The organism is Actinocatenispora sera (assembly GCF_018324685.1).
GTDB lineage: Bacteria > Actinomycetota > Actinomycetes > Mycobacteriales > Micromonosporaceae > Actinocatenispora > Actinocatenispora sera.
Map to the genome: position 1 here is coordinate 5,078,189 of NZ_AP023354.1, position 23,619 is coordinate 5,101,807.

Here is a 23,619-nt window from a genome sequence, read left to right on the forward strand (position 1 = left end):
GCACACCGCGACGACGAAGGGCGAAAGCGATGACAGGCAGCACCATCACCCCGCAGACGACCGCGCACGCCCTCACCGAGCGCGAACGGGAGGTGCTTGCCGCGGTGCCCGGCGAGCTGTTCATCGCCGGGCGCTGGCTGCCCGCCGCCGGCGGCGCCCGCTTCCCGGTACTGGATCCGGCCACCGGCGACGTGCTCTGCGAGGTCGCCGACGCCGGCCGGGACGACGCGCTGGACGCGCTCACCGCCGCCCACGAGGCGCAGGCCGCCTGGCAGGCCACCCCGCCGCGAGAGCGCAGCGAGATCCTGCGCCGGGCGTACCAGCTGCTGGTCGACCGGAGCAACGAGCTGGCGCTGCTGATGACGATGGAGATGGGCAAGCCACTCGCCGAGGCAGCCGGCGAGATCGCCTACGCGGCCGAGTTCTTCCGTTGGTTCGCCGAGGAGGCGGTCCGCATCGACGGTGGGTACGCGACCGCGCCGGACGGGGCCAGCCGGTTCCTGGTGCTGCACCAGCCGGTCGGCCCGTGCGTGCTCGTCACCCCGTGGAACTTCCCGATGGCCATGGGCACCCGCAAGATCGGCCCGGCGATCGCCGCCGGCTGCACCATGGTGCTCAAGCCGGCCGAGCAGACCCCGCTGTGCGCGCTGGCACTCGCCGACATCCTGGCGCAGGCCGGGCTACCGGACGGGGTGCTCAACGTGGTGACCACCAGCCGCCCGGGCGAGGTGGTCGAGCCGATGCTGCGCGACGGCCGGGCCCGCAAGCTGTCGTTCACCGGCTCCACCCAGGTCGGCCGGCTGCTGCTGGCGCAGGCCGCGGACAAGGTGCTGCGCACCTCGATGGAGCTCGGCGGCAACGCACCGTTCCTGGTGTTCGACGACGCCGACCTGGACGCCGCGGTCGAGGGGGCGATGGCGGCCAAGATGCGCAACATCGGCGAGGCGTGCACCGCGGCGAACCGGTTCCTGGTGCAGCGCGGGGTGGCCGACGAGTTCGCCCGCCGGCTCGCCGAGCGGATGGCCGCGCTGAAGATGGGCCGCGGCACCGAACCGGGGGTGGTGGTCGGCCCGCTGATCGACGCCGCCGGCCGGGACAAGGTCACCGAGCTGGTCGCGGACGCCGTCGCCGGCGGCGCGACCGTGCTGACCGGCGGTACCGCGCTCGACGGGCCGGGCACGTTCTACCCGGCGACCGTGCTGACCGGGGTGCCGGCCGGCGCGCGGATCGGGCGCGAGGAGATCTTCGGCCCGGTGGCCGCGATCTCGGCGTTCGACACCGAGGACGAGGCGATCACCGCCGCCAACGACACCGAGTACGGCCTGGTGTCGTACGTGTACACCCGCGACCTGGCCCGGTCGCTGCGGCTCGCCGAGCGGCTGGACGCCGGCATGATCGGGCTGAACAAGGGCGTGGTGTCCAACCCGGCCGCGCCGTTCGGCGGGGTGAAGCAGTCCGGCCTCGGCCGGGAGGGCGGCCGGGTTGGTATCGACGAGTTCCTGGAGACCAAGTACGTGGCGATCCCGGCGCCCTGAGGGTCACCCGGCGCGGTCCAGCCGGCCCGCGACCGGAGTCGACGGGCCGGCGCCGGTGTCCGCGGGCGCCGACGACGCGCCGGCAGCCGGGGACGAGGACGGCCCGCTGCCCATGGCCGGGGCCGGCGGCGCGCCGGTGCCGGCGGCGGGGCCCAGCGGCGCGCCGGTGCCGGCGAGCACCGCGGCGGCGGCTCGGGCCAGCTGGTCGAGGCGGTCGATCTCGGTGCGGTGGAACGCCGGCCCGGTGGTGCGCGCCACGACCAGCACCGCGTCGTCGGTCAGCGGGGCCAGCGCCGCCCGGGTACCGTCCGCCAGCGGGTAGGCGCGGGGCCGGGCCGGGCTGATCGGGCCGAGCGCGGGCGCGACCGGCGCTCGCACGCTGGTCAGTACCGTCGTCGGCGTCGCACCGGTGCTCACCACCGCGGCCCAGTCGGCACCGAACAGGTCGGGTACCGCGTCCACCAGCGTCGCGGCGGCCCGCGGCGGGTCGGCGGCGAGCTGCCCCAGTACCGCGAGCCCGGCCGCGGGCGCCATCTCCCGGGGCCGCCAGGCCGCGAGCACCCGTACCCCCGGGATCGTCTCGACCCGCTCGGTGAGCTGCTCGACGGTCAGCGACCCGAGCCGCAGCGACAGTTCGTCGATGGCCCGGCCCGAGCCGGTCTCCAGCACGCCGACCTGCAGGATGTCGGCGCCGATCACGCCCAGCGTCCAGGCCAGCCGGCCCAGCGACCCGGGCGAGTCGGGCAGCACGACCCGCACCCGTACCAGCATCTCGTCCTCCGCTCCGTCTCCGGTACGGAGTGTGGCCGACGGCTGTTGCCGGTGTGTTGCCGAGCGATGTCCGGCATCGGCCGGCCAGACGCGAGCGGTGGCGGTGGGTGCTGGCGGGAACACGGTCCGGCGCACACCCCGGCATGCCTGCCCGGCCGTGTCGGTGGGTGGGCCTACAGTGCTGGTGCCGGAAGCCGGTACCGGAGCCGCGAGGGGGGCTGTGGCCGTGAAGATCCTGCACACCTCCGACTGGCACGTCGGAAAGGTGCTCAAGGGACGTCCACGCATCGACGAGCACATCCGGGTGCTCGCCGAGCTGGTGCGCATCGCCGAGGCGGAGCGACCCGACCTGGTGATCGTCGCCGGTGACCTGTACGAGACGGCGGCGCCGAGCCCGGAGGCGACCCGGGTGGTGGTGCGCGCGCTGACCGCGCTGCGGCGCACCGGCGCGCAGGTGGTGGCGGTCGCCGGCAACCACGACAACGGCGCGGCGCTCGACGCGCTGCGCGGCTGGGCGGACGCGGCCGGCATCGCGCTGCGCGGCACGATCCGCTCGGCCGACGACCCGGTGGTGACCGGCACGACGGCCGGCGGCGAGGACTTCACGCTGGTGGCGCTGCCGTTCGTCTCGCAGCGCTACGCGGTGCGGGCGAGTGAGATGTTCCAGCTCACCGGCGCGGAGGCGAACCAGACCTACGCCGACCACCTGAGCCGGCTGCTGGACGCGCTGACCGGCTCGTTCCGGGCCGACTCGGTCAACCTGATCACCGGGCACCTGACCGTGGTGGGCGCGACCGCCGGTGGCGGCGAGCGCGAGGCGCACACCATCCAGGCGTACGCGGTGCCCGCCACCCTGTTCCCCAGCTCGGCGCACTACGTGGCGCTCGGCCACCTGCACCGACAGCAGGCGGTGCCCGGTCCGTGCCCGGTGCACTACTCGGGCAGCCCGCTCGCGATCGACTTCGGCGAGCAGGACAACTCCCCCGGGGTGCTGATCGTGCAGGCGTCCCCGGGCACGCCGGCCACCGTGCGCCCGGTGCCGATCACCTCGGCCCGCCGGCTGCGCACGGTCACCGGCACGCTGGACGAGCTGGCCGCGCTGAGCGTCGACGACGACACCTGGCTGCGGGTGTACGTGCGGGAGAAGCCGCGGGCCGGGCTGCGCGAGCGGGTGCAGGAGCTGCTGCCCGGCGCGCTGGAGGTGCGCATCGACCCGGAGCTGCTGGCGCAGGTGGGCGGCACCGCCCAGCGGGTCGGCCGGGCCGGGCAGAGCCCGCGCCGGCTGTTCGCCGACTACCTGACCGAGGTCGGCCACGACGACGCCGCGGTGCGCGAGCTGTTCGACCGGCTGCACGAGGAGGTGGGCTGATGCGCCCGGTCCGGCTGGACGTGGCCGGCTTCACGGTGTTCCGGGACGAGACCACGATCGACTTCACCGGCGCTGAGTTCTTCGTGCTGCTCGGCCCGACCGGTTCGGGCAAGTCGACGGTCCTGGATGCGATCTGCTTCGCGCTGTACGGCACCGTCCCGCGCTGGGACCACCTGCGTTCGGTGGAGAACGCGCTGTCCCCGTCGGCGTCCGAGGCCCGGGTGCGGCTGGTGTTCGAGTCCGCCGGCGTGCGCTACGTGGCGACCCGGGTGTTGCGACGCAGCGCCCGCGGCAAGGTGAACACCGTCCGGGCCGGGCTGGAGCGGCTGCCCGCCGGCCTCGATCTGTCCACCTTGGACGACACCGGGCGAGACGAGCTCGGCGAGGTGCTCGCCGGCACGCCGTCGGAGATGGTCGAGGCGGTCGCCGCCACGGTCGGCATGCCGTACGAGCAGTTCACCACCTGCGTGGTGCTGCCGCAGGGCGAGTTCGCCGAGTTCCTGCACGCCAAGCCGGCGAAGCGGCAGGAGATCCTGGTCAACCTGCTGGGGCTGCGGGTCTACCAGCGGGTCGCGGAGCGGGCCCGGCTCGCCGCCAAGGAGGCCGACAGCGACGTCCGGGCGGCCGAGGCGCTGCTCGCCGACCTGTCCGACGCGACCGAGCAGGCGGTCACCGAGGCGGCCGAGCGGGTGGCGCAGCTGCGGGAGCTGGACGCCCAGGTTGCCGCGCGGGTGCCGGAGCTGACCGATGCCGAGCGCCAGGCCGCCGACGCCCGCGAGGCGCTGGCGGAGCTGGACGCCGAGGGCCGGCTGCTCGCCGGGGTCACCGCACCGGCCGGCGTCGCCGAACTTGCAAGCGGTGCGGAGCGCGCCGCGGCCGCGGTCGGCACGGCGCTCGCCGCGGTCACCGACGCCGAGACCGCCGAGGAGCAGGCGGCACGCCGGCTGGAGGAGGCCGGCGACGCGGCAGCCCTGCGTGTCCTGCTCGACCGGCACCGCGAGCACGACCGGCTCGCCGCCGAGCTGACCGAGGTCGGCCGCCAGATCGAGATGCTGACGGCCGACCGGGACGCCGCCGCCGGGCGGCTGGCCGCCGCGGAGACCGCGCTCGCCGCCGCGGAGGCCGCCGTTGCCGCCGCCCAGACCGCGCAGACCGCGGCGGCGCTGCGGCCCGAGCTGCACGTCGGCGAGCCGTGCCCGGTGTGCGCGCAGCCGGTCGACACCCTGCCGCCGCCGATCGACGCGCCCGCGTTGTCAGCGGCCCGCAACACCGCGAGCAAGGCCCGGGCCGCGCGGGACACCGCGGACCGGGCGGCGCGGGACCGCTCCGGTGCCTGTACCGCCGCGACCCACCACCGCAGCCAGCTCGCCGGCCGGGTCGAGGTGCTCGCCGCCGAGCTGGCCGGCCAACCCACGCCGGACGAACTCACCGCCCGGCTGGCGGGGCTGGACGAGCTGCGTGCCGCACACGCCGCCGCCCGGACGGCGGTCGCGCAGGCCCGCCGCGAGCTGCAGCGGGCCCGGTCGGCGGCCGACGACGCCGACCGGCGGCTACGCACCGGCTGGCGGACCTACGACGAGGCACGGGACGCGGTGTCCCGGTTCGGCCCACCGGCCGCCGACCGGGACGACCTGGCCGGCGCATGGTCGGCGCTGGTCGTCTGGTGCGCCGCGGCCGCCGACGAGCGGCGCGCGGCCCGGGCCGACCGGCTCGCCGCCGCCAAGCGGGCCGCGGCGGCCGCCGACGCGGTTCGCGGCAAGGTCGGCGCGCTGCTGGCCGAGTGCGGGGTCGCCGGCCCGGGCGAGCAGGGCGCCGACGCGGCGGCGTACCAGCTGGTGACGGCGCTGGCGGTGCAGCAGGCCGAGGCCGAGCACCGGCGCGCGGCCGAGCGCGGCGAGCAGTCGGCGGCGCTGCGGGCCCGGCGGGCCGAGCACGTCCGGTCCGCCGAGGTGGCACGGGCGCTGGCCGGACACCTCGCCGCGGACCGGTTCCAGCGCTGGCTGCTGACCGAGGCGATGGACCTGCTCGTCGACGGCGCCTCGACGATCCTGCGCGAGCTGTCCGCCGGGCAGTACTCGCTGGCCTACGACGGCGGGGAGTTCTTCGTCGTCGACCACCACGACGCGGAGCTGCGCCGGGCGGTGCGCACGCTGTCCGGCGGGGAGACGTTCCAGGCGTCGCTGGCGCTCGCGCTGGCGCTGTCCGAGCAGCTCGCCGGGCTGTCCACCACCGCGACCAGTCTGGAGTCGATCATGCTGGACGAGGGGTTCGGCACCCTCGACCCGGGCACCCTGGACACCGTCGCCGCGACGCTGGAGAATCTCGCCGCGCACGGCGACCGGATGGTCGGCCTGGTCACTCACGTGGCCGAGCTGGCCGAGCGGATCCCGGTGCGGTTCGTGGTGCGCAAGGACGCCCGCGGCGCGCACGTCACCCGGGAGAGCACATGAGCATGCGGCGTGATCGCCGGTGAGCGCGGGGGGTGTGCGGTGAGAGTGCACGTCGACGCCTGGGACCCGTCGTACGGGCGGTCCTTCGAGGCGGACGCCGGTGGCGCGGCCGGCCCGGCGGCGGCGAGCAGCGCGCCGGTCGACGCCGCGGTGGAGCGACCGACCGGCGCCTGGGCGCCGCTGACACCGCCCGGTGAGGTCCGCTCCCCGCACACGGTGCTGCTGGTCGACGGGGTCCGCCGGATCGACGCGCGGGTCTGGGTGGAGGACGACGAGGGGGTCGCCCGCCCCGGCGTCTGCGCGTCGTACGCGGCGGGTGCGGTGCGCTGCGATCTCGCCGCCGGCGCGGCCGAGCTGGCGCTGTCGGCGGTGACGCACGGGCTGTTCGCGCCCGGCCCGTCGGTGGCGCCGCTGCGCGCCCACGACCGCGCGGTGTACGTGCCGCACCGGGTCGTCGGCGACGACCCCAGCCAGGTCGACGCGGAGCTGCAGGGCCGGTTGTACGAGCTGGAGGTGCAGGTCTCCCAGCGGGTCCGGGCCGAGGCCGGCAGCAAGGACGACCTGCTCGTGGTGGACGGTCCGCTGCGCGGCCGCACCGGCATGCCGCGCACCCTCGGCTACGCCAAGACGCACCACAAGCAGTACCTCGACGGCGACCTGACCCGGGTGGTCACCGCGCTCGCGCCGGGTCAGCGCACCCCGCTGTTCCTGCTCGGCGGCCAGTGGCACCGCTACTCCTGGTACCTGCGGCTGCCGGCCGGCGCGAGCTCGGCGCCGACCCGCTCGGCACCGATCGGCTCGCCGTGGTCGGGCATCGTCCGGCTGGAGTGTCCGGCCGACTGGTCGCTGCCGGACGCGATCGGCTGGGCGGATCTGTCCGCGGTGACGCTGCCCCGGTTCGCCTCCACCCCGTACAAGGACCCGCGGGCGCCGCAGAACCTGGTGCCGATCGCCGGGCTGGAGCGCCGGCTGCGCGGCCTGCTCGGCGACCCGCGGCTGCTGCTGCGCGGCCTGCGCACCGCGGCCGCCCGCACATCGGCGGCACCGGCCGGGGCGGGCGCCGTACCGGCAAGGACGACGGCGTGACCGCGGCCGACCGCGTCCTCGCCGCACCCGCCCGGTACGACTTCGGCCGCACCGTCGCCGTGCTGCGCACCGGCCGGCACGATCCCACCACGCGGCTGGCTCGTGGCGAGCTGTGGAAGGCGAGCCGCACGCCGGACGGGCCGGGCACCGTGCACCTGTCGTACCGGCAGCCGGCGGTGACGGCGACCGGGTACGGGCCGGGCGCCGGCTGGCTGCTGGAGCGCGCGGATGCGCTGGCCGGGCTGCGCGACGACCCGGCCGGGTTCCTGCCGCTGGCCCGGCAGCATCCGGTGGTCGCCGTGCTCGCCGACGGGATGCCGGGGCTGCGGCTGGCCCGGACCGAGCGGGTGTTCGACGAGCTGGTCCGGGTGGTGCTGGCGCAGAAGGTGACCACCATCGAGGCGACCCGGTCGTACGCGGCGCTGGTCCGGCGGTTCGGTGAGCCGGCGCCGGGGCCGGTGCCGTTGCTGCTGCCGCCGGCCGCCGAGACGATCGCCGCGGCGCCGTACTGGATGTTCCACCCGCTCGGGATCGAGCAGCGCCGGGCCGACACGCTGCGCCGGCTCGCCGCGGTCGCCGACCGGCTGGAGTGCACCGTGCACGAGCCGCCGGACCAGGCCCGCAGGCTGCTGATGACCCGCCCCGGGGTCGGCCCGTGGACCGCCGCCGAGGTGGCGGCGGTGGCGTACGGCGACCCGGACGCGGTCAGCGTCGGCGACTACCACGTGCCCCACCAGGTGGCGTACGCGCTGGCCGGCGAGCAGCGCGGCACCGACCAGCGGATGCTGGAGCTGCTCGCCCCGTTCGGCGGGCACCGGGCCCGGGTGATCCGGCTGGTGGTGCACGCCGGGGTGCAGGAGCCACGCCGCGCGCCGCGGGCAGCGCTGCGCTCCTTCGCCCGGTTCTGAGCGGGCCCCGACGGCCTGACCGCGCCGGTCGGCTCAGAGGTACTCCTCGTGCAGGTCGGCGACCTCGTCGCGGGGCACCCAGGACTGGTAGACGCCGCGGTCGAACCGGTCCAGGCCGAGCCGTTCGGCCTGCGGTGCCCGACCGCCGGTGTACTCGATGCGCAGCCACTGCTCGTGCTCGGCGAGCACCTTGACCGGCTCGTCGCGGTAGCTGCCGGTGGTGATCACGTAGCCGAACTCGTCGAGGTCGGAGAACGGCACGACCCGGCGGTACCGGCCGGCGGTGATCGCCTCGAAGCCGACCCGGTCGGCGCGCTCGGAGTACAGGTGGGCGCCGGCGCTGCTCGGCGCGGCGTCGAACTCGTCGCCCTGCCAGCGGGCGTAGTAGCCGTCCCGGATCACTGCTCCCCCACCAGTTCACGGTTGACCAGCCAGCGCCGCTCGTCCGCGTCGTACACCGCGACGAAGGTGTGTTCGCCGGCGGCGTCGATGCGCCACATCTCCGCCTGGTGCGGCAGCCGCATGCTGTGGATCTTGTACTCGGGGATGGTCAGCCGGGACCCGGCGACCTGCCCGTCGCCGGCGAACGGCGGATGCTCCACCACCCAGCCGCCCGGCACCTCGGCGAGCCGCTCGTCGTCGGTCGCGCCGAGCGGCGGGCGGTACAGCTCGGCCCGGTACGCGGTCCAGCGCAGCAGGAACAGCGACTCGTCGGTCACCGCGAACGGCGAACCCGGGTATCCCAGGCCCAGGTTGCGCACGATGTCCGGGACGGTCTCCAACTCGGCGGTGTCCTGCCAGCGGTGCACGTAGCCGGCCACCCAGTCGTACCCCTTGTCCAGGTAGAACCGGACCTGGTTGGGCGGCACCGCCTTCTGCATCACGGTCGGCACCGTCGTCTCGTCGTGCTCGTCCTCGGCCGGCTCGGCGTTCGGCGGCCAGTCGCGCGCCGCCGCCGGCGCCCACGGATCGTGGGCCGGCTCGTCGGCCGGTGGCTCCGGCTCGGTGACGCCGAACTCCCCGCCGGCGATCTGCCGGATCAGGCTCGCCGGCAGGTGCGCGGCGAGCACCAGCCCCGGGTCGACCACCAGCGACCAGCCCGGGTCGGGCCACTGGTCGACCAGGTCGCGGAACCGCACCGGCCGCCCCTGCTCGTACTGGCCGACGGTGGAGACCGCCATCGCCGCCGGCGAGGTGTACGCGGCGACGAACGTGCGCTCGTCGGCGACCATCGTCGGCCACACCGTCCGGTCGTCGTCGCCGACCGGCAGCACCAACTCGGCGCCGGACAGCAGCCGCAGGTACTGCTCCTGGTCGCCGGCGGCGAGCGCCTCTCGCATCTGCCGTTCCAGGTCGTTCACCGGCTCGAACTCGGCCACCCGCGGCCCCTCCCCGCCTCGTGCTGCACCGGCCCGTACGGCCGCGGTCTGCGCGGCGTCGGGCCCCCGGCAGGGACAACGACCCGCCGCGCGACGAGGTTGCGACACCGTCTCGTGCCGATCGCGCGCCGCCGTCACGGATGGACGGTCCGGCCCCACCGGCGACCCGGCCGTGCCGCGCCGATCGCGCCGCGACGGGAGTGTCGCGACCCGACGACCCGGGTCTCGACGCTCGCACCGAGGCACGCCGGATCGGCGCCGAAGGGCGCGGCGAGCGCCGCGACCGGGAACAATGGCGCCATGCGACTGCCTGTGATGCCCCCGGTGGCGCCGATGCTGGCGAAGGCCGTGAAGCAGATCCCGGAGGGCGAGCTGTGCTACGAGCCGAAGTGGGACGGGTTCCGGTCGATCTTCTTCCGGGACGGCGCCGAGGTGGAGATCGGTAGCCGCAACGAGCGCCCGATGACCAGGTACTTCCCCGAGCTCGTGGCCGCCGCGCTGGAGCAGCTGCCGGAGCGCTGCGTGATCGACGGGGAGATCATCCTGGTGGCCGCGAGCGGTGACCGGCTCGACTTCGACGCGCTGCAGCAGCGGATCCACCCGGCCCAGAGCCGGGTGACGCTGCTGTCGGAGACCACCCCGGCCCGGTTCGTCGCGTTCGACCTGCTCGCGCTCGGCGACACCGACTACACCGACCGCCCGTTCGAGCAGCGGCGCGCCGCACTGCGCGCGGCGTTGACGGGCGTGCGGGCGCCGATCCACGTCACCGCCGCGACCACCGAGCCGGCGGTGGCGCAGCGCTGGTTCGACCAGTTCGAGGGCGCCGGGCTGGACGGCGTGGTGGCCAAGCGGCTCGCCGGCAGGTACGAGCCGGACAAGCGGACCATGTTCAAGATCAAGCACGAGCGGACCGCGGACTGCGTGGTCGCCGGGTACCGGCTGCACAAGTCCGGCCCGGACCGGATCGGCTCGCTGCTGCTCGGCCTGTACGACGACGCCGGCGAGCTGGCGAGCGTCGGGGTGATCGGCGCGTTCCCGATGGCGCGCCGGGCGGAGCTGTTCACCGAGCTGCAGCCGCTGGTGACCGACTTCGACGACCACCCGTGGGCCTGGGCCAAGCAGGAGGAGGGCACCCGTACCCCCCGCAACGCGGAGGGCAGCCGGTGGTCCGGCGGCAAGGACCTGTCGTTCGTCCCGCTACGGCCCGAGCGGGTGGTCGAGGTGCGCTACGAGCACATGGAGGGTGTGCGGTTCCGGCACACCGCCCAGTTCGTCCGGTGGCGGCCGGACCGCGACCCGCGCTCCTGCACGTACGAGCAGCTGGACGAGCCGGCGCGCTACGACCTCAACGATGTGCTCGCCGAGCCGCTGTAGCGGTCAGCGGCCCGCCCGCACCGTGCGTGCCGGGGTAGGACGCCGGGCGGCGTCACACCATGACCGCGCCGCCGGCGACGTCCAGCACCGTACCGGTGATCCAGTCGGCGCCGTCGGCGACCAGGAAGGCGACCGCCCGGGCCACGTCGTCGGGGGTGCCGAGGCGGCGCAGCGGGTGCAGCTCGGTCAGCATGTCGAGCTGCTCGGCCGGGATCATCCGCTGGTTGCGCTCGGTCATGATCGTCTCGGGGGCGACGCAGTTGGCCCGGATCCCGTACGGCCCGGCCTGCGCGGCGACCTGCTGGGTGAGCAGCCCGATGCCGGCCTTGGCCGCGGCGTACGCCATCGGCGAGCGCGGGTGGGCCCGCCGACCGGCGGCGGACGAGATGGTGACGATGTCGCCCTCGCGGCGCTGCTTCATGCCGGGCAGGAAGCACTTGAGGGTCAGGAACGTGGCGAGCAGGTTGACATCGACGCCGGCCCGCCAGTCCTCTTCGGTGATGTCCTCCAGCACGGTGGGTGGGGTGGGGCTGCCGCCGGCGTTCGCCACCAGGATCCGCACCGGGCCGAGTTCGGCCTCGATCCGGGTCCGGATGGCCTCGATGTCGTCGAGTCGGGTCACGTCGCCGGTGACCCCGAGCGCGGTGCCGCCCGACTCCCGCAGCCGCGCCACCACGTCGGCGACGGCCGAGCCGTCCCTGCCGTGTACGGCGACGGCGGCGCCCTGCCGGGCGAGCTCGGCGGCGATGCCGGCGCCGATGCCCCGTGAGCTGCCGGTGACCAGTGCGATGCGTCCATCCAGGGTTCCCATGGCGATAACGTTAGATGTCTAATGATGAGACGTCAAGCGATTTGCCGAAAGCCGCCGGACGGCCCGCGGTGACCGGACGGACGGTGATCGCACGGCCCGGTTCGGCCGGGTTGCCGGGCGAGTAGCATCCGCGCTGAACACGGACTTGACATCCGAACGGAGTGAGCACACATGGCGCAGGCGCCTGTCAACGTGACCGTCACCGGAGCGGCCGGTGCGATCGGTTACGCCCTGCTGTTCCGCATCGCCTCCGGCCAACTGCTCGGCACGGACACGCCGGTGCGGCTGCGGCTGCTGGAGATCCCGCAGGCGGTCAAGGCGGCCGAGGGCACCGCGATGGAGCTCGACGACTGCGCCTTCCCGCTGCTCGCCGGCGTCGACATCACCGACAACCCGAAGCAGGCCTTCGACGGGGTGAACGTGGCGCTGCTGGTCGGTGCCCGGCCGCGCAGCAAGGGCATGGAGCGCGGCGACCTGCTGGAGGCCAACGGCGGCATCTTCAAGCCGCAGGGCGAGGCGATCAACGCCGGCGCCGCGGACGACGTGAAAGTGCTCGTGGTCGGCAACCCGGCCAACACCAACGCGCTGATCGCGCAGCAGCACGCGCCGGACGTGCCGGCCGAGCGGTTCACCGCGATGACCCGGCTCGACCACAACCGCGCGCTGTCCCAGCTCGCCACCAAGCTCGGCGTCTCCGTCACCGACATCAGCACGATGTCGATCTGGGGCAACCACTCCGCCACCCAGTACCCCGACCTGTTCCACGCCCAGGTCAACGGGCGCAGCGCGGCCGAGCAGGTCGACCACGCCTGGCTGGAGGAGACGTTCATCCCGACCGTCGCCAAGCGCGGCGCGGCGATCATCGAGGCGCGCGGCGCGTCGTCGGCCGCATCGGCCGCGAACGCCGCCATCGACCACGTGTACGACTGGGTGCACGGCACCGAGGACTGGACCTCCGCCGGCGTCGTCTCGGACGGGTCGTACGGGGTGCCCGAGGGGCTGATCTCCTCGTTCCCGGTCGTCGCCCGCGACGGGAAGTACGAGATCGTGCAAGGGCTCGACATCGACGAATTCTCCCGGGCCCGCATCGACGCCTCGGTGCGGGAACTGACCGAGGAGCGCGACGCGGTCGCCAAGCTCGGCCTGGTCTGAGCGAGACCACACCCGGCGCCGGTACCCGAGCGGGTGCCGGCGCCGCCGTCTGTCACGGGCGGACCGAGCTGCCCCGCAGGATCAGGTCGGTGCCGAGCACCACTCGGCGCGGCGCGGCATCCGCGGTACCGCCGATCCGGTCCACCAGCAGCGTCGCCGCCTGGGTACCGATCCGGTACGCGGGCTGCGCGACCACCGAGATCGGCGGGTCGATGAACGGCGCCCACGGCGCGTCGTCGAAGCAGATCAGCCCCACGTCGCGGCCCGGCCGCAGCCCCCGCGCGTGCAACTCCTGCAGTACGCCCAGCGCCAGCGCCGCGTTCGCGACGAAGAACGAGTCCGGCGGCCGGTCCCGGTCGAGCAGGCTCGCCGCGCCGGCCCGGCCGCCATCCAGGTGGAAGCTGCGGTGGGTGACCCGCCGGGTCCGGATGCCCGCCGCCCGCAGCGCGTCCTCGTACCCGAGCCGGCGCAGCATTGCCGTCTCGGCCGAGCGCGGGCCGGTCACGCAGGCGGGTCGCTGCCAGCCCTGCCGGATCAGGTGTTCGGTGGCGGCGAGCGCGCCGCCGCGCGAGTCGACCATCACCCAGTCCACCGGCGCGGCGATGCTGCGGTCGATGACCACCACCGGGATCGAGTCGGCGGCGAGCCGGTCGATCTGGGTCTGGGTGCTGTGCGGCGAGATGATCACGCCGGCCGCGTGCTCGGCGGCCGCGAGCTGGATGTACTGCGACTCCTTCGTCTCGTCCTCGTCGGCGTTGCACAGCACCACCGAGTAGCCGTTCGCGACGGCGATGTCCTCCACCCCGCGCGCCACCGAGGTGAAGAACGAGACCTCGATGTCGGAGATGATCAGCAGCCACAGGTTGGAGCGCTGCCGGCGCAGGCTGCGCGCCAGGTGGTTCGGCCGGTACCCGAGCTTCTCGGCCGCGGCCCGCACCCGCGCCGCGAGCTGCGGATCGACCCGGTCGTTGTTGTTGAGGGCGCGCGACACCGTGGCGACCGACGTACCCGCCTCGCGGGCCACGTCGACGATCTTCACCATCGGCGTCTCATCCCCTCGCCTGTCGCGCCGCGGTGAGCGTCAACGTGCTGCCCGCGGTGAGCCGCACCGGTACGCCGAACGTGTAGCGCACCCCGTCCGGCCCGTGCTGCCGGGCCGCCTCGACCCCGACCCCGTCGAGGGCGATACCGTACCCGTCGCCGTCCGGTCCGGTGCCGCCCGCCGGGGCGCCGCCGACCCGGTCGGCGCCGTCCGGCGATCCGGTGAGCCGCAGCTCGCGCAGGTGCAGGATGCCGCCGGTGCACTCGATCGACACCGAATCCGGGCCCGCGGACAGCAGGCCGTACCCGTCGGTGGTGAGGAACGGCAGCGTCGGCGTGGCCGGATCGGGCCGCCGGAAGGCGAACGCCCCGGCGACGTTGTCGTGCCGCAGCCCGCTCATCGCCTGCAGGGCCGACCAGCCCGACAGCGACCGGACGTAGTGGTCGCCGCACTCGACCTCGTTGTACGGGTTGCGCCGGCGCCCGTCGTAGCGCGCCCACAGCCCGGCGAGGATCGCCTCGCCCTGCTCGACCAGGCCCTCGGTCAGGCAGTGCGCGGCAACCTGCCACTCGGTACCGGTCCACACCTCGTCGGCGTACCGGGTGGGTACCTGCGGCCGGCCGCCGCGCGGCCAGCTGCACACCAGCAGGCCGGTGTCATCGCCGTCGGCGAACACCCGGTACGGATGCTCGAAGCCGGCGAAGCCGCGCCGCAGGTTGTGCCGGACCACCGCGGCGAGCGCGGTGCGTACGTGCTCGGCGGGCAGCAGGTGGCCCAGGTCGAGCTGGTGCGCCCACCACTGCCCGATCAGCTGGTCGGACAGGCAGCCGGTGACCCACTGGTACTCGGGCCGGTCGCCGGGCAGCAGCCGCTGCTCGTAGTACTCGCCGTTGAACAGCGCCGCGTCGTAGGCCGCGCTGCCGGCCTCGAACAGCTCCCGGTAACGGCGGGCGGCCGCGTTGTCGCCGACCAGGCCGGCCATCGTCTCGGCGGCGCGCAGCGCGGCGAGCCAGTAGGTACCCATGAAGGTGTTCAGGCCGCACAGGTCGATGTCGTGGGTGCTGGGCTGGATCCCGGTCAGCATCCCGGATCCGTCGGTGTGCCAGGTTTCCTCGACGTGGTCGAGCAGCCGGGTCAGGTTCGGCCAGTACCCGCGAAGCCAGTCCAGGCCGGCCGCCGCGTCGCCGGACGGGAAGGCAGTGCCGGCTTCGCCGGACGGGAAGGCAGTGCCGGCTTCGCCGGACGGGAAGGCCCGGTACTCGCGGTAGGTCTTGAGGACGGCGCCGAGCATGCCGTCCAGCGCCGGGGTGTCCGGGCCGCCGATCGGCTCGTCCCACAGCTGCCGCAGGTAGGTGGGCGCGACCAGCCGGTGCGGCAGGTAGCCGGCCGGCGCCTGCATCACCTCGAACTCGGTGCGGCGCATGTCGCGTTCCAGCTCGGGGAAGAACGCGGCGAGCGTCTGGGCGTAGTTCCACACGTGGTTGCAGTTGAGCGGGCAGGACCCGCCGTGGGCGCCGGACCACATGGTGGTGGAGGCGCCGAGTACCCCCTCGAAGCCGTAGAAGCGGCCGTCCGCGCCGCGGAAGCAGGTGGGGCTGCGCACGGTCGCCAGCTGCGCCGCGAACTGGGTGACCGCGTCGTCGGACAGGCTGGAGCGGGCCAGCGTGGCCGGCCAGGACAGCGAGGCGGTGCGCAGCGCGTCCCAGTCGCCGCGCACGTGATCGAGCGCCGCGACGGCGTCCGGGTAGACGGTCGCGTAGTGGTTGCCGAGCCAGAACCTGGACAGCCCCCACTCCGGCCGCGGCGGTCCGAACTGCTCGAAGTTGACGTACCTGTTGCCGAAGCGCCAGGTCAGCGCGATCCGCACGGTGCGCCGCTCCCCCGGCGCCAGCAGGAACCCCACGCCCAGGCCGGTGTTCCAGGTACGGCCGGGCGCGCTCGCGCCGAGCGCGGCGGCGGGCCCGTGTCGCTGCGGGTCGGGGTTCGCCGCGCCGGTGTTGGCCAGCCGACCGGTGCCGTCCGCGAGCGCCCGCGACCGCAGGAAGGTCAGGAACTCGTCCGGGTGCCGCCACTGCACCAGCGCGCTCGCCGCCGCGTCGTCGGCGGCGAGGACCAGCTGCCCGGCGCCCGGTGCGTCCGGTGCCAGGGTGTGGTTCTCCAGCGCGACACCGGTCCACCCGGCGTCGCGGAACAGCCGGTTGGTGTTGCCGCCGTAGCCGGCGCCGTCGACACCGTCGATCGGGCTCACCCCGTCCCACCCGACGCAGTTCTGCACGGCCGCGCCCAGCGTGCCGTGCACCGGGTACGCCGCCGTGTTGGTCAGGGTGAAGGTGAACAGCGCCGCCGGGATCGAACTGGCCGCGACGTCGCCCGGCACCAGCGGGGTGAACGCCTCCAGCGCCACGTCGAGGGGCAGCTCGGGGTCGCGGTAGTCCAGCCGGGCGAACGGGTACGTGCCGCCGAACTCCACCGCGGCCACGCCCGGGTGCCGGGCGAGCAGTTCGGCCTGCCAGCCGGCGACCTCGTCGTCGGTGACCAGCGGCGTGCGCGTCGACTGGCGTACCGGCGCCTGCAGCACCCGCACCGTGTCGAGCGGCGGCTCCCAGCAGGTGGCGCGGATGGCGAAGAACGAACCGGGCAGCGCGCCGGCGTGGTTGCCGATGTTGTGCAACTGCCACTGGCGCAACGAGCCGTCCGCGCAGATCGCCACGGTGCCGGTACCGATGCCGCCCAGCGGCATGGCGACGTGCGGGCGCTGCGCCGAGTCGTACGGCACGCACCGGTACCCGGCATCGGTGGCGGCGCTCATCGGGCCGCCGCCTCGGCGAGCTGGACGTCGCCGCACAGGTGGACGGTGACGCCCCACTCGGCGAACAGGGCCGCCTTGACCGTCAGCGCCCGGTCGGCGGTCTCGGCATCCGGCGCGTACGCGACCTGCACGTGGTTCGCCTTGTGCTTGGCCATGAACTGGTTGCGGGACACGCCGTGCAGCACCGCGTGCATGATCGGCCATTCCGGGTTGGTCAGCGCCAGCCGCCGCGTGGTCTCCGCCTCCGGCAGCGCCACCACGTGGGCCCGGCCGAGGTCGACGTGCAGCGCGCCGCCGTGCACGTACACCCGGGACCAGACGATCTCGCCGGGCTTGCTGCAGCCGGACAGGGTGCCGCCGCCGAGCGGGAAGAACATCGGCGGCTGGCGCCTGCTGTACGACCTGTCGTAGCCGCCGTGGTGCGAGGCCGGCACCGCGCCGGAGATCATGAACGTCCAGACGAACTCGCCGTCGTACTCCTCGCCCCAGCGCACGTCGTGCAGCGTGGTCGCCGGGTCGAGCCGCATCGCCGTCCAGATCCGGTTGGTGACCAGCGCGTCCACCGCAACGCCCTCGTCCACCTCGTTGAAGTGCGGCAGCGGCACGCCCGGGTACAGCTCGCGGGAGCCGTCCCGGCTGCGCACCGGCGGCCGCGACACGTTGTTCAGCAGCCCCTCGGCCAGGTCGCTGGCCGGCACGGTGTCCTTCAGCCCCTGCTGGTACTGGATGCCGACGGCGTCCAGGCCGAAGTCGTCGGCGATGCGCAGCGCCGCGACGTACAACTTCAGCTGGCTGTGCACCTGCGCGTCGGTCAGCTCGGTCGCCTCGTCGGTACCGAGGTGGAACCGCAGGCCGGCCTCGTCCAGCCAGGCGCGGACCGCGTCCGCCTCGCTGTCGTCGACCCGCGCCATCTCCGCCACCAGGCTCGACTGGGACAGCCGCTCCTTGTAGATGCCGAGCGGGTTGAGCAGCTCGTCGTCGATGATCGCGTTGTACATGCCCATGCAGCCCTCGTCGAAGACCCCGATGATCGCCTTGCGCCGCACCAGATCCGCCGCGAGCGCCCGGCCGAGTCGTACCTCCTCGGCGGCGTCGTCGAGCGCCGGTAGGTCGTGCACGTGGTCGGTGGGGTGCACCAGCTTCCCGGTGTCGAGCCAGGCCTTGAGTCCGGCCACCGCCCAGTCGTCGGTGAAGTCGGCGCTCCACAGCGACGAGTGGTCCACCCCGGCCTTGGTCAGGCTCGCGGTCAGGTTCAGCAGCCCGACCAGCCCCGGAAACCCACCGTCCCAGTTGGCGACGACCAGGATCGGGCCGCGGTGCGAGCGCAGCCCCGCCAGCAGGTGGTGGCTGTACTGCCACACCGCCTCGGCGACGAGCAGCGGGGCGTCCGGCGGTACGGTGCGAAACACCTCGATGCCGCGGCGCTGGCTGTCGATGAAGCCGTGCCCGGCCGCCTCGTCCACCTCGTGCGCGCGCCGGATCGTCCAGCCCAGCGCGGACACCGCGCGGGCAAGGTCCGCCTCCAGCCTGCGCTGTACCGGCCAGCAGGTGACGTTGGCGGCGGGCCGCAGATCGCCGTTGGCGACCAGGTACACCGTCCGCGGCGCCGCGGTGGGCGCGGGCACGGGCTCCGGGAAGCGGTAGCGGGTCATGGTCGGACCTTCCTGTGAGGGGTACGGGCGGCGGGACCGCTCCGGTCAGCCCGGTGGTCGAGGATCGCGCGCGCCGCGCTCGTCCGGCCCGCCGGTGGCCGGGTCGCCCCGCCCGCCGGTAGCCGGGGTGGCCAGCCCGCCGGTAGCCGGGGTGGCCACCCCGCGGGTAGGCGGGGCGTCCAGCCGGCGGGTGGTGCGGTCGGCGAGGGCGTGCGCGACGGGTGCGGTGCCGGCGGCCAGCTCGAGGTACAGCCGGTACAGCTCGTCGTAGTCGGCGCGCAGCTCGGCGCGCGGGGTCACCGTGCCGGCGACCGGGTTCCACGCCCGGATCGAGGCATCGCCGATCGCCCGGGCGGCGAGGTACGCGCTGCCGTAGCTCGCGCCGATGGTGTGCGTGTGCACCTGCTGGGCGAGCCCGGTGACGTCGGAGACGAGCTGGCTCCACAGCCCGCCGCGGGTGCCGCCGCCGACGGCGACCACCCGGTCGATCCGGGCGCCGGCGGCGGTGAACGCCTCGATGTTGTGCCGCACCCCGAACGCGGTCGCCTCCAGCGCCGCGCGGTACAGGTCGCCGGCGGTGTGCGACAGGGTCAGCCCGGTCAGCGTGCCGCGGGCCCGGGGGTCGTCGACCGGGGTGCGTTCGCCGGCGAAGTACGGCAGCATCAGCAGGCCGTTCGCACCGGGTCCGGACGCCTCCGCGGCGGCGGTGAGGGTGCCGAAGTCGCCGCCGACCAGCTCGCGCAGCCAGCCGGTGATCGCGCCGGAGGTCGCCATCCCGCCAGCCAGGTTGCGGCTGCCGCGGTACACCCCGACGGTGCCCCACAGCGGCGGCGCGGTCAGCGGCGGAGCACCGGCGTCCAGCGTGTCGATCAGGAACATCGTGGTGCCGTACATCAGCAGCAGGTCGCCCGGCTGGTGCGCGTCGACGCTGACCGCCTCGGCCCACGCGTCGATGGTGCCGGTGATCACCGGGATCCCGGCCGGCAGTCCGGTGACCCGGGCCGCCTCGGCGGTGACCGCGCCGGCGATCTCGTCCGACCAGCGCAGCGCCGGTGGCTCGATCCCGGCGGCGAGATCGCGCCAGGCCGGCGCCCACCAGGCGTGCCCGCGCGTGTCGTACAGCGGGACCGCCTGGCTCGCCGAGTGGTGGTCGAGCAGGTACTCGCCGGTGAGCCGCCAGACGAGGTACGAGCTGGGCATGAACAGCCGGCGGGCGGCGGCGACCGTGTCCGGTTCGTGCTCGGCCAGCCAGCGCAGCTTCGGCCCGACCGCCTGGCTGGTCAGCGCCGAGCCGGCACGCTCGAGGATCGCCTCGGCCCCGTACCGCCTCGTCAGCTCGGCGATCTGCGACTGCGCGCGGGTGTCGACCCCGTACAGGATGGCGGGCCGCAGCGGTTCGCCCGCGGCGTCGGCGAGCAGCGTGCACGGTCCCATCCCGCTCACCCCGACGGCGCCGACGGGTACGCCGGTGGCCAGCTCGCGGCACAACTCGACGAACTCGCGCCACCAGACCCGGCCGTCCATCTCCACGTGGCCGGGCCGCGGCCGGTCGACGCCGTGGTCGCGCTGCGCGCGGGCGAGGATGCGGCCGTCGGGGGCCACCAGCACGCCCTTGCTGCTGGAGGTGCCGATGTCGACGCCGAGTACCGCGACACCGGCCGGCGCGCGGTCCGGTCCGGCGTCGGTTGCCGCGGGCTGCCGGGTCGAGCTCATGGACTCCCCCTGGGGTGCACCGGATTTCGCGCCTGATCACGCCTGGTCGTCGGGCCGGCGGCAGGGTGGCCGCCGATGAGGTCACCGGCGCGACCAGCCGCCGCTCGGCCCGATCGTTCCGGCGGCGCGGCCCGAGCCTAGGTCCGAGAAACCGATTACGCAACCGGTTCCGCGTCATCGGGTGTCGCCGGTGGCGATCGGATGCTCACGCTGGATCTGTTGATTACCAACGGATCCAGCTCGCCGGACGGACGCGGGCGGGCGAGCCGTGACGGGGCGCCGGGCGGATCGCCCGCTATTGACAGCTGCCGTGGCCGGGGTTAGGTTCCGTGCACTCAAACGGCGAGTAATCGATTGCTCATCGGGCCGCCCGGCTGCCCCCACGGCACCGAACGGGCGGACCCGGAAGGAGGCATCGTGGTACCGCACACTCCCCCGCCCGTACCGCGTCGGCGCGTGCTGCAGCTGCTCGGTGGCGCGGCGGTACTGCCGGCCGTCGGCGGACTCGCCGGATGCGGCGGATCCGGCGGCGGCAACGGCGCCGAGGGCTCCGGCAAGGGCACGCTGACCCTCGCGTACCTGGGCGACGCGACGCAGCAGGCGGCGTTCAAGGCACTGTTCGCGGACTTCAACAAGGCGCACCCGGACATCAAGATCTCCGCGACCGGCATCGCGTCGGGCGACTGGGCCACCTTCGCCAGCACCATCTCCACCCGGCTCGCCGGCGGCACGCAGTACGACATCGTCGACGTGGCCACCGAGGGCCAGCTGCTGATGTCGTCGAAGAACGTGCTGGAACCGCTGGACCGCTACATCGCCAAGGACAAGGCGGTCGTCGACGCGTACTACGCCGGCATCGACCCGCACCTGAAGGAGTGGACGAAGAAGTACGGCTCGCCGGACGGCAGGACCTACTTCATCCCCGGCGGCTACAACTCGATGGTGCTGTACTGCAACACCGAGGTGTTCGCCAAGGCCGGTGTCGAGCTGTCCGACGACGGCCAGTGGACCTGGGAGCAGTTCAAGGCCGCCGGGGAGAAGATCAATGCCAGGACCGGCGCGTACCTGACGGCGTTGGGCGACGGCGCGTTCCCGTTCGGCGACATCATGCCGTGGCTGCTCACCAACGGCGCCAGCACCCTTTCCGCCGACTGGAAGCAGCCCACCTTCAACAGCCCGCAGGCGATCGAGGCGGCCACGTTCGTCAAGAGCCTGCTCGACGCCGGCCTCGCGCCGAAGCTCGGCGGTACCTTCGACGCCGCCGCGCAGCTGGCCAAGGGCAAGCTCGCCACCCTCGGCGGCGGCCGCTGGCCGACACTGGACATGCGCCGGCTCAAGATCGTCGACAAGGTGCGCATCATGAGCTGGCCGACCAAGACCGGCCCCGGCTCCCCGATCGGCTGGGACGGCTGGCCGATCCTGCGCGCGTCGAAGAACAAGGCGGCCGCCTGGACGTTCCTCAAGTGGCTGATGACCAAGGACGCGTCCGAGTTCTACGCCAAGGTCGGCGGCACCAACGTGCCGGCGCTGACCTCGGTCGCCGCCAGCTCGACCTTCCTCTCCGACGCCCCGAAGGGCTCCGAACTGCTGGCGGCGGCGATCGCGCACGGCACGCCGATCCCGTCGCCCAAGCAGGGCGCCGCGGTCCAGCGGGCCATCAGCGCCGGCTGGAAGAGCGCGTTGACCGGCCTCAAACCGGTCAAGCGGTCCCTGGATGCGGCGAACGAGCAGCTGAAACCGCTGCTATGACGATCAGCCTGACCCGCCGGCGGACGGCGTCTCGCCCGCCGGCCGTCCAGCCGTCCGGCAGCGCCGGCAGCCGGCAGTGGGTCGGCTACGCGTTCCTGAGCCCGGCGCTGCTGCTGTTCGTCGTGTTCGTCGCCGGCCCGTTCGTCGCGGCGATCGTGCTCAGCCTGTACCGCTGGGACATGCTCACGCCGGCGCAGTTCGCCGGGTTCGGCAACTTCACCGCGATGTTCGGCGATCCGCTGCTGTACCGGTCGCTGGCGAACACCTTCGTGTTCGCGAGCGCCTCGCTGATCACCCACCTGGTCGGCGGGCTGCTGCTCGCGCTGGGCGTCAACCGGCTCAAGAACAAGGTGCTGTCGTACTTCGTGCGCACCTCGCTGTTCTTCCCGTTCGTCATCTCCTGGGCGGCGGTCGCGCTGCTCTGGAAGTACGTGCTGGACCCGTCGTTCGGGCTGCTGACGTACTACCTGGGCCGGCTCGGTGTGGACACCCCGAACTGGTTCAACGACCCGTCCTGGGCGCTGCCGTCGATCATCGGCATCGACTTCTGGCACACCATCGGCTTCACCTTCGTGATCATGCTGGCCGGCCTGCAGACCGTGCCGAACACGCTGCTCGAGGCGGCCCGGCTGGACGGCGCCAACGCCCGGCAGACGCTGTGGCACGTCACGATCCCGATGATGTCGCCGACGATCTTCTTCGCCGCGGTCATCACGTTCCTCGGCGCGTTCCAGATCTTCGACCCGATCCAGATCATCACCCCGCAGGGCGGGCCGGACAACTCCACCATGAGCGTGGTGATGTACCTGTACCAGAAGGGGTTCCAGTCGTTCCAGGTCGGCTACGCCTCGGCGGTGTCGCTGCTGGTGTTCGCCGTGATGATGGTGGTCACGCTGTTGCAGTTCTGGGGGTCGCGCCGATGGGTGCACCAGTGACGGGGCCGGCCGCGCCGGCGCGGCGACGCCGCCCGGTCCGCCCGGCCCGGGTGGTTCTCGGGCTGGTCCTGCTGGTGGTCGGGGTGCTGATGGTCGCGCCGCTGGTGTGGTTGATCGTGCAGAGCCTCACCGCGGAGAAGGCGGCGTTCTCGCTGCCGCCCGGCTGGCTGCCGCGACCGTTCACCCTGGACAACTTCGCCGGCATCGACGGGCTCATCCCGTTCGGCCGGATGGCGCTCAACAGCCTGCAGGTCAGCCTGATCTCCACCGTCGGCTCGATGCTGGTCGGCGTGCTCGCCGGGTACGCGTTCTCTCGGCTGCGGTTCCGCGGCCGCCAGGCGATCCTGCTGGTGATGCTGTCCGCACTGATGGTGCCGGTGCAGACCACGGTGATCCCGGTGTTCGTGCTGATGCGCAACCTCGGCCTGGTCGACCATCTGGCCGCGGTGTGGCTGCCGGCACTGATCAACGTGTTCGCGGTCTTCTTCTTCCGGCAGTACTTCAACACCATCCCGCGGGAGCTGGACGAGGCGGCGCGGATCGACGGCGCGAGCCATCCGTGGATCCTGTTCCGCATCATCGTGCCGCTGTCCGGCCCGGCGATCGCGGCGATGACGATCCTCGCGTTCGAGACGTCGTGGAACAACTACTTCGGGCCGCTGATCTTCCTGTCCAGCCCGCAGCACATGACGCTGCCGATCGGGCTGGTGACGCTGCAGGCCGGCCAGGGCGGCTCGTCGGTCGTGGTGTTCGCCGCGATCACCGCCGTGGTGGTGCCGGTGATGGTGGTCTTCCTGGCGTTCCAGCGCAGCTTCGCGGCGAGCATCGCCTCGGCGGGTATCCGTGGTTAGCGCGACGCGACAGCGGCCAGGCGCCGCAGCGGT

At 73.9% G+C, this 23,619-nt stretch carries 18 protein-coding genes; 10 read left to right on the forward strand and 8 right to left on the reverse strand.

Going from position 1 to position 23,619, the window contains the following annotated elements; all coding sequences use genetic code 11:
• Positions 1–29: 29 nt before the first annotated feature.
• Positions 30–1,535, forward strand: a complete 1,506-nt coding sequence (locus Asera_RS24060; RefSeq protein ID WP_051802524.1) for an NAD-dependent succinate-semialdehyde dehydrogenase — start codon at positions 30–32, stop codon at positions 1,533–1,535.
• Positions 1,536–1,538: 3 nt separating this feature from the next.
• Here Asera_RS24060 and Asera_RS24065 read toward each other — a convergent pair whose 3' ends face one another.
• Positions 1,539–2,306, reverse strand: coding sequence for an ACT domain-containing protein (locus tag Asera_RS24065; protein WP_051802525.1), 768 nt, complete (start codon positions 2,304–2,306; stop codon positions 1,539–1,541).
• 226 nt (positions 2,307–2,532) lie between these two features.
• Between Asera_RS24065 and Asera_RS24070 the strand changes: the two genes are divergently transcribed.
• Genes Asera_RS24070 through Asera_RS24085 form a run of 4 tightly spaced genes read left to right on the forward strand, consistent with a single transcriptional unit; the run spans position 2,533 to position 8,119 of the window.
• Positions 2,533–3,675 (forward strand): exonuclease SbcCD subunit D, encoded by a 1,143-nt coding sequence (locus tag Asera_RS24070; protein ID WP_030447479.1) that lies wholly within the window; start codon positions 2,533–2,535, stop codon positions 3,673–3,675.
• Positions 3,675–6,125, forward strand: coding sequence for an AAA family ATPase (locus tag Asera_RS24075; protein WP_030447480.1), 2,451 nt, complete (start codon positions 3,675–3,677; stop codon positions 6,123–6,125). The genes Asera_RS24070 and Asera_RS24075 overlap by 1 nt, the downstream gene beginning before the upstream one ends.
• 39 nt (positions 6,126–6,164) lie before the next feature.
• Positions 6,165–7,211, forward strand: a complete 1,047-nt coding sequence (locus tag Asera_RS24080) for a hypothetical protein (RefSeq protein WP_035297371.1) — start codon at positions 6,165–6,167, stop codon at positions 7,209–7,211.
• Positions 7,208–8,119, forward strand: coding sequence for a DNA-3-methyladenine glycosylase family protein (locus Asera_RS24085; protein WP_030447482.1), 912 nt, complete (start codon positions 7,208–7,210; stop codon positions 8,117–8,119). Before Asera_RS24080 ends, Asera_RS24085 begins: the two co-directional genes overlap by 4 nt.
• Positions 8,120–8,152: 33 nt before the next feature.
• Here the strand turns inward: Asera_RS24085 and Asera_RS24090 are convergent, their stop codons facing one another.
• Both Asera_RS24090 and Asera_RS24095 read right to left on the reverse strand, forming a co-directional pair.
• A complete protein-coding gene (locus tag Asera_RS24090; RefSeq protein ID WP_030447483.1) occupies positions 8,153–8,521 on the reverse strand; it encodes a hypothetical protein in 369 nt (122 codons plus the stop codon).
• The gene (locus Asera_RS24095) at positions 8,518–9,498 is read right to left on the reverse strand and encodes an SseB family protein (RefSeq protein WP_030447484.1); all 981 of its coding nucleotides are present in this window, start codon (positions 9,496–9,498) and stop codon (positions 8,518–8,520) included. Before Asera_RS24095 ends, Asera_RS24090 begins: the two co-directional genes overlap by 4 nt.
• Before the next feature lie 300 nt (positions 9,499–9,798).
• Here Asera_RS24095 and Asera_RS24100 point away from each other — a divergent pair, with 300 nt between their 5' ends.
• Positions 9,799–10,872, forward strand: coding sequence for an ATP-dependent DNA ligase (locus Asera_RS24100; protein ID WP_030447485.1), 1,074 nt, complete (start codon positions 9,799–9,801; stop codon positions 10,870–10,872).
• 52 nt (positions 10,873–10,924) lie between these two features.
• Here Asera_RS24100 and Asera_RS24105 read toward each other — a convergent pair whose 3' ends face one another.
• A complete protein-coding gene (locus tag Asera_RS24105) occupies positions 10,925–11,683 on the reverse strand; it encodes an SDR family NAD(P)-dependent oxidoreductase (RefSeq protein ID WP_030447486.1) in 759 nt (252 codons plus the stop codon).
• Between the two features lie 171 nt (positions 11,684–11,854).
• Here Asera_RS24105 and Asera_RS24110 point away from each other — a divergent pair, with 171 nt between their 5' ends.
• Positions 11,855–12,835, forward strand: a complete 981-nt coding sequence (locus tag Asera_RS24110) for a malate dehydrogenase (RefSeq protein ID WP_030447487.1) — start codon at positions 11,855–11,857, stop codon at positions 12,833–12,835.
• A gap of 52 nt (positions 12,836–12,887) precedes the next feature.
• Here Asera_RS24110 and Asera_RS24115 read toward each other — a convergent pair whose 3' ends face one another.
• The 4 genes from Asera_RS24115 to Asera_RS24130 are packed head-to-tail and all read right to left on the reverse strand — an operon-like array spanning position 12,888 to position 20,051.
• Positions 12,888–13,877, reverse strand: coding sequence for a LacI family DNA-binding transcriptional regulator (locus tag Asera_RS24115; RefSeq protein ID WP_030447488.1), 990 nt, complete (start codon positions 13,875–13,877; stop codon positions 12,888–12,890).
• 7 nt (positions 13,878–13,884) lie between these two features.
• The gene (locus tag Asera_RS24120) at positions 13,885–16,686 is read right to left on the reverse strand and encodes a GH116 family glycosyl-hydrolase (protein ID WP_051802526.1); all 2,802 of its coding nucleotides are present in this window, start codon (positions 16,684–16,686) and stop codon (positions 13,885–13,887) included.
• The gene (locus Asera_RS24125) at positions 16,683–18,338 is read right to left on the reverse strand and encodes a fucose isomerase (RefSeq protein ID WP_030447490.1); all 1,656 of its coding nucleotides are present in this window, start codon (positions 18,336–18,338) and stop codon (positions 16,683–16,685) included. Before Asera_RS24125 ends, Asera_RS24120 begins: the two co-directional genes overlap by 4 nt.
• Before the next feature lie 45 nt (positions 18,339–18,383).
• The gene (locus Asera_RS24130) at positions 18,384–20,051 is read right to left on the reverse strand and encodes an FGGY-family carbohydrate kinase (protein WP_084131991.1); all 1,668 of its coding nucleotides are present in this window, start codon (positions 20,049–20,051) and stop codon (positions 18,384–18,386) included.
• A gap of 456 nt (positions 20,052–20,507) precedes the next feature.
• Between Asera_RS24130 and Asera_RS24135 the strand changes: the two genes are divergently transcribed.
• The 3 genes from Asera_RS24135 to Asera_RS24145 are packed head-to-tail and all read left to right on the forward strand — an operon-like array spanning position 20,508 to position 23,586.
• Positions 20,508–21,800: an ABC transporter substrate-binding protein gene (locus tag Asera_RS24135; protein WP_211255642.1), complete on the forward strand. Its 1,293-nt coding sequence runs from the start codon at positions 20,508–20,510 to the stop codon at positions 21,798–21,800.
• Positions 21,797–22,735 (forward strand): carbohydrate ABC transporter permease, encoded by a 939-nt coding sequence (locus Asera_RS24140; RefSeq protein ID WP_030447493.1) that lies wholly within the window; start codon positions 21,797–21,799, stop codon positions 22,733–22,735. Before Asera_RS24135 ends, Asera_RS24140 begins: the two co-directional genes overlap by 4 nt.
• The gene (locus Asera_RS24145) at positions 22,720–23,586 is read left to right on the forward strand and encodes a carbohydrate ABC transporter permease (RefSeq protein WP_051802527.1); all 867 of its coding nucleotides are present in this window, start codon (positions 22,720–22,722) and stop codon (positions 23,584–23,586) included. The genes Asera_RS24140 and Asera_RS24145 overlap by 16 nt, the downstream gene beginning before the upstream one ends.
• Positions 23,587–23,619: the final 33 nt, after the last annotated feature.

Excerpts from the sequence above, each read along its gene's own strand:
- Asera_RS24100 (WP_030447485.1), top strand. The coding sequence starts at position 9,799 with ATGCGACTGCCTGTGATGCCCCCGGTGGCGCCGATGCTGGCGAAGGCC.
- Asera_RS24125 (WP_030447490.1), bottom strand. The coding sequence starts at position 18,338 with ATGACCCGCTACCGCTTCCCGGAGCCCGTGCCCGCGCCCACCGCGGCG.
- Asera_RS24105 (WP_030447486.1), bottom strand. The coding sequence starts at position 11,683 with ATGGGAACCCTGGATGGACGCATCGCACTGGTCACCGGCAGCTCACGG.
- Asera_RS24140 (WP_030447493.1), top strand. The coding sequence starts at position 21,797 with ATGACGATCAGCCTGACCCGCCGGCGGACGGCGTCTCGCCCGCCGGCC.
- Asera_RS24120 (WP_051802526.1), bottom strand. The coding sequence starts at position 16,686 with ATGAGCGCCGCCACCGATGCCGGGTACCGGTGCGTGCCGTACGACTCG.
- Asera_RS24110 (WP_030447487.1), top strand. The coding sequence starts at position 11,855 with ATGGCGCAGGCGCCTGTCAACGTGACCGTCACCGGAGCGGCCGGTGCG.
- Asera_RS24115 (WP_030447488.1), bottom strand. The coding sequence starts at position 13,877 with ATGGTGAAGATCGTCGACGTGGCCCGCGAGGCGGGTACGTCGGTCGCC.
- Asera_RS24065 (WP_051802525.1), bottom strand. The coding sequence starts at position 2,306 with ATGCTGGTACGGGTGCGGGTCGTGCTGCCCGACTCGCCCGGGTCGCTG.
- Asera_RS24145 (WP_051802527.1), top strand. The coding sequence starts at position 22,720 with ATGGGTGCACCAGTGACGGGGCCGGCCGCGCCGGCGCGGCGACGCCGC.
- Asera_RS24075 (WP_030447480.1), top strand. The coding sequence starts at position 3,675 with ATGCGCCCGGTCCGGCTGGACGTGGCCGGCTTCACGGTGTTCCGGGAC.
- Asera_RS24060 (WP_051802524.1), top strand. The coding sequence starts at position 30 with ATGACAGGCAGCACCATCACCCCGCAGACGACCGCGCACGCCCTCACC.
- Asera_RS24130 (WP_084131991.1), bottom strand. The coding sequence starts at position 20,051 with ATGAGCTCGACCCGGCAGCCCGCGGCAACCGACGCCGGACCGGACCGC.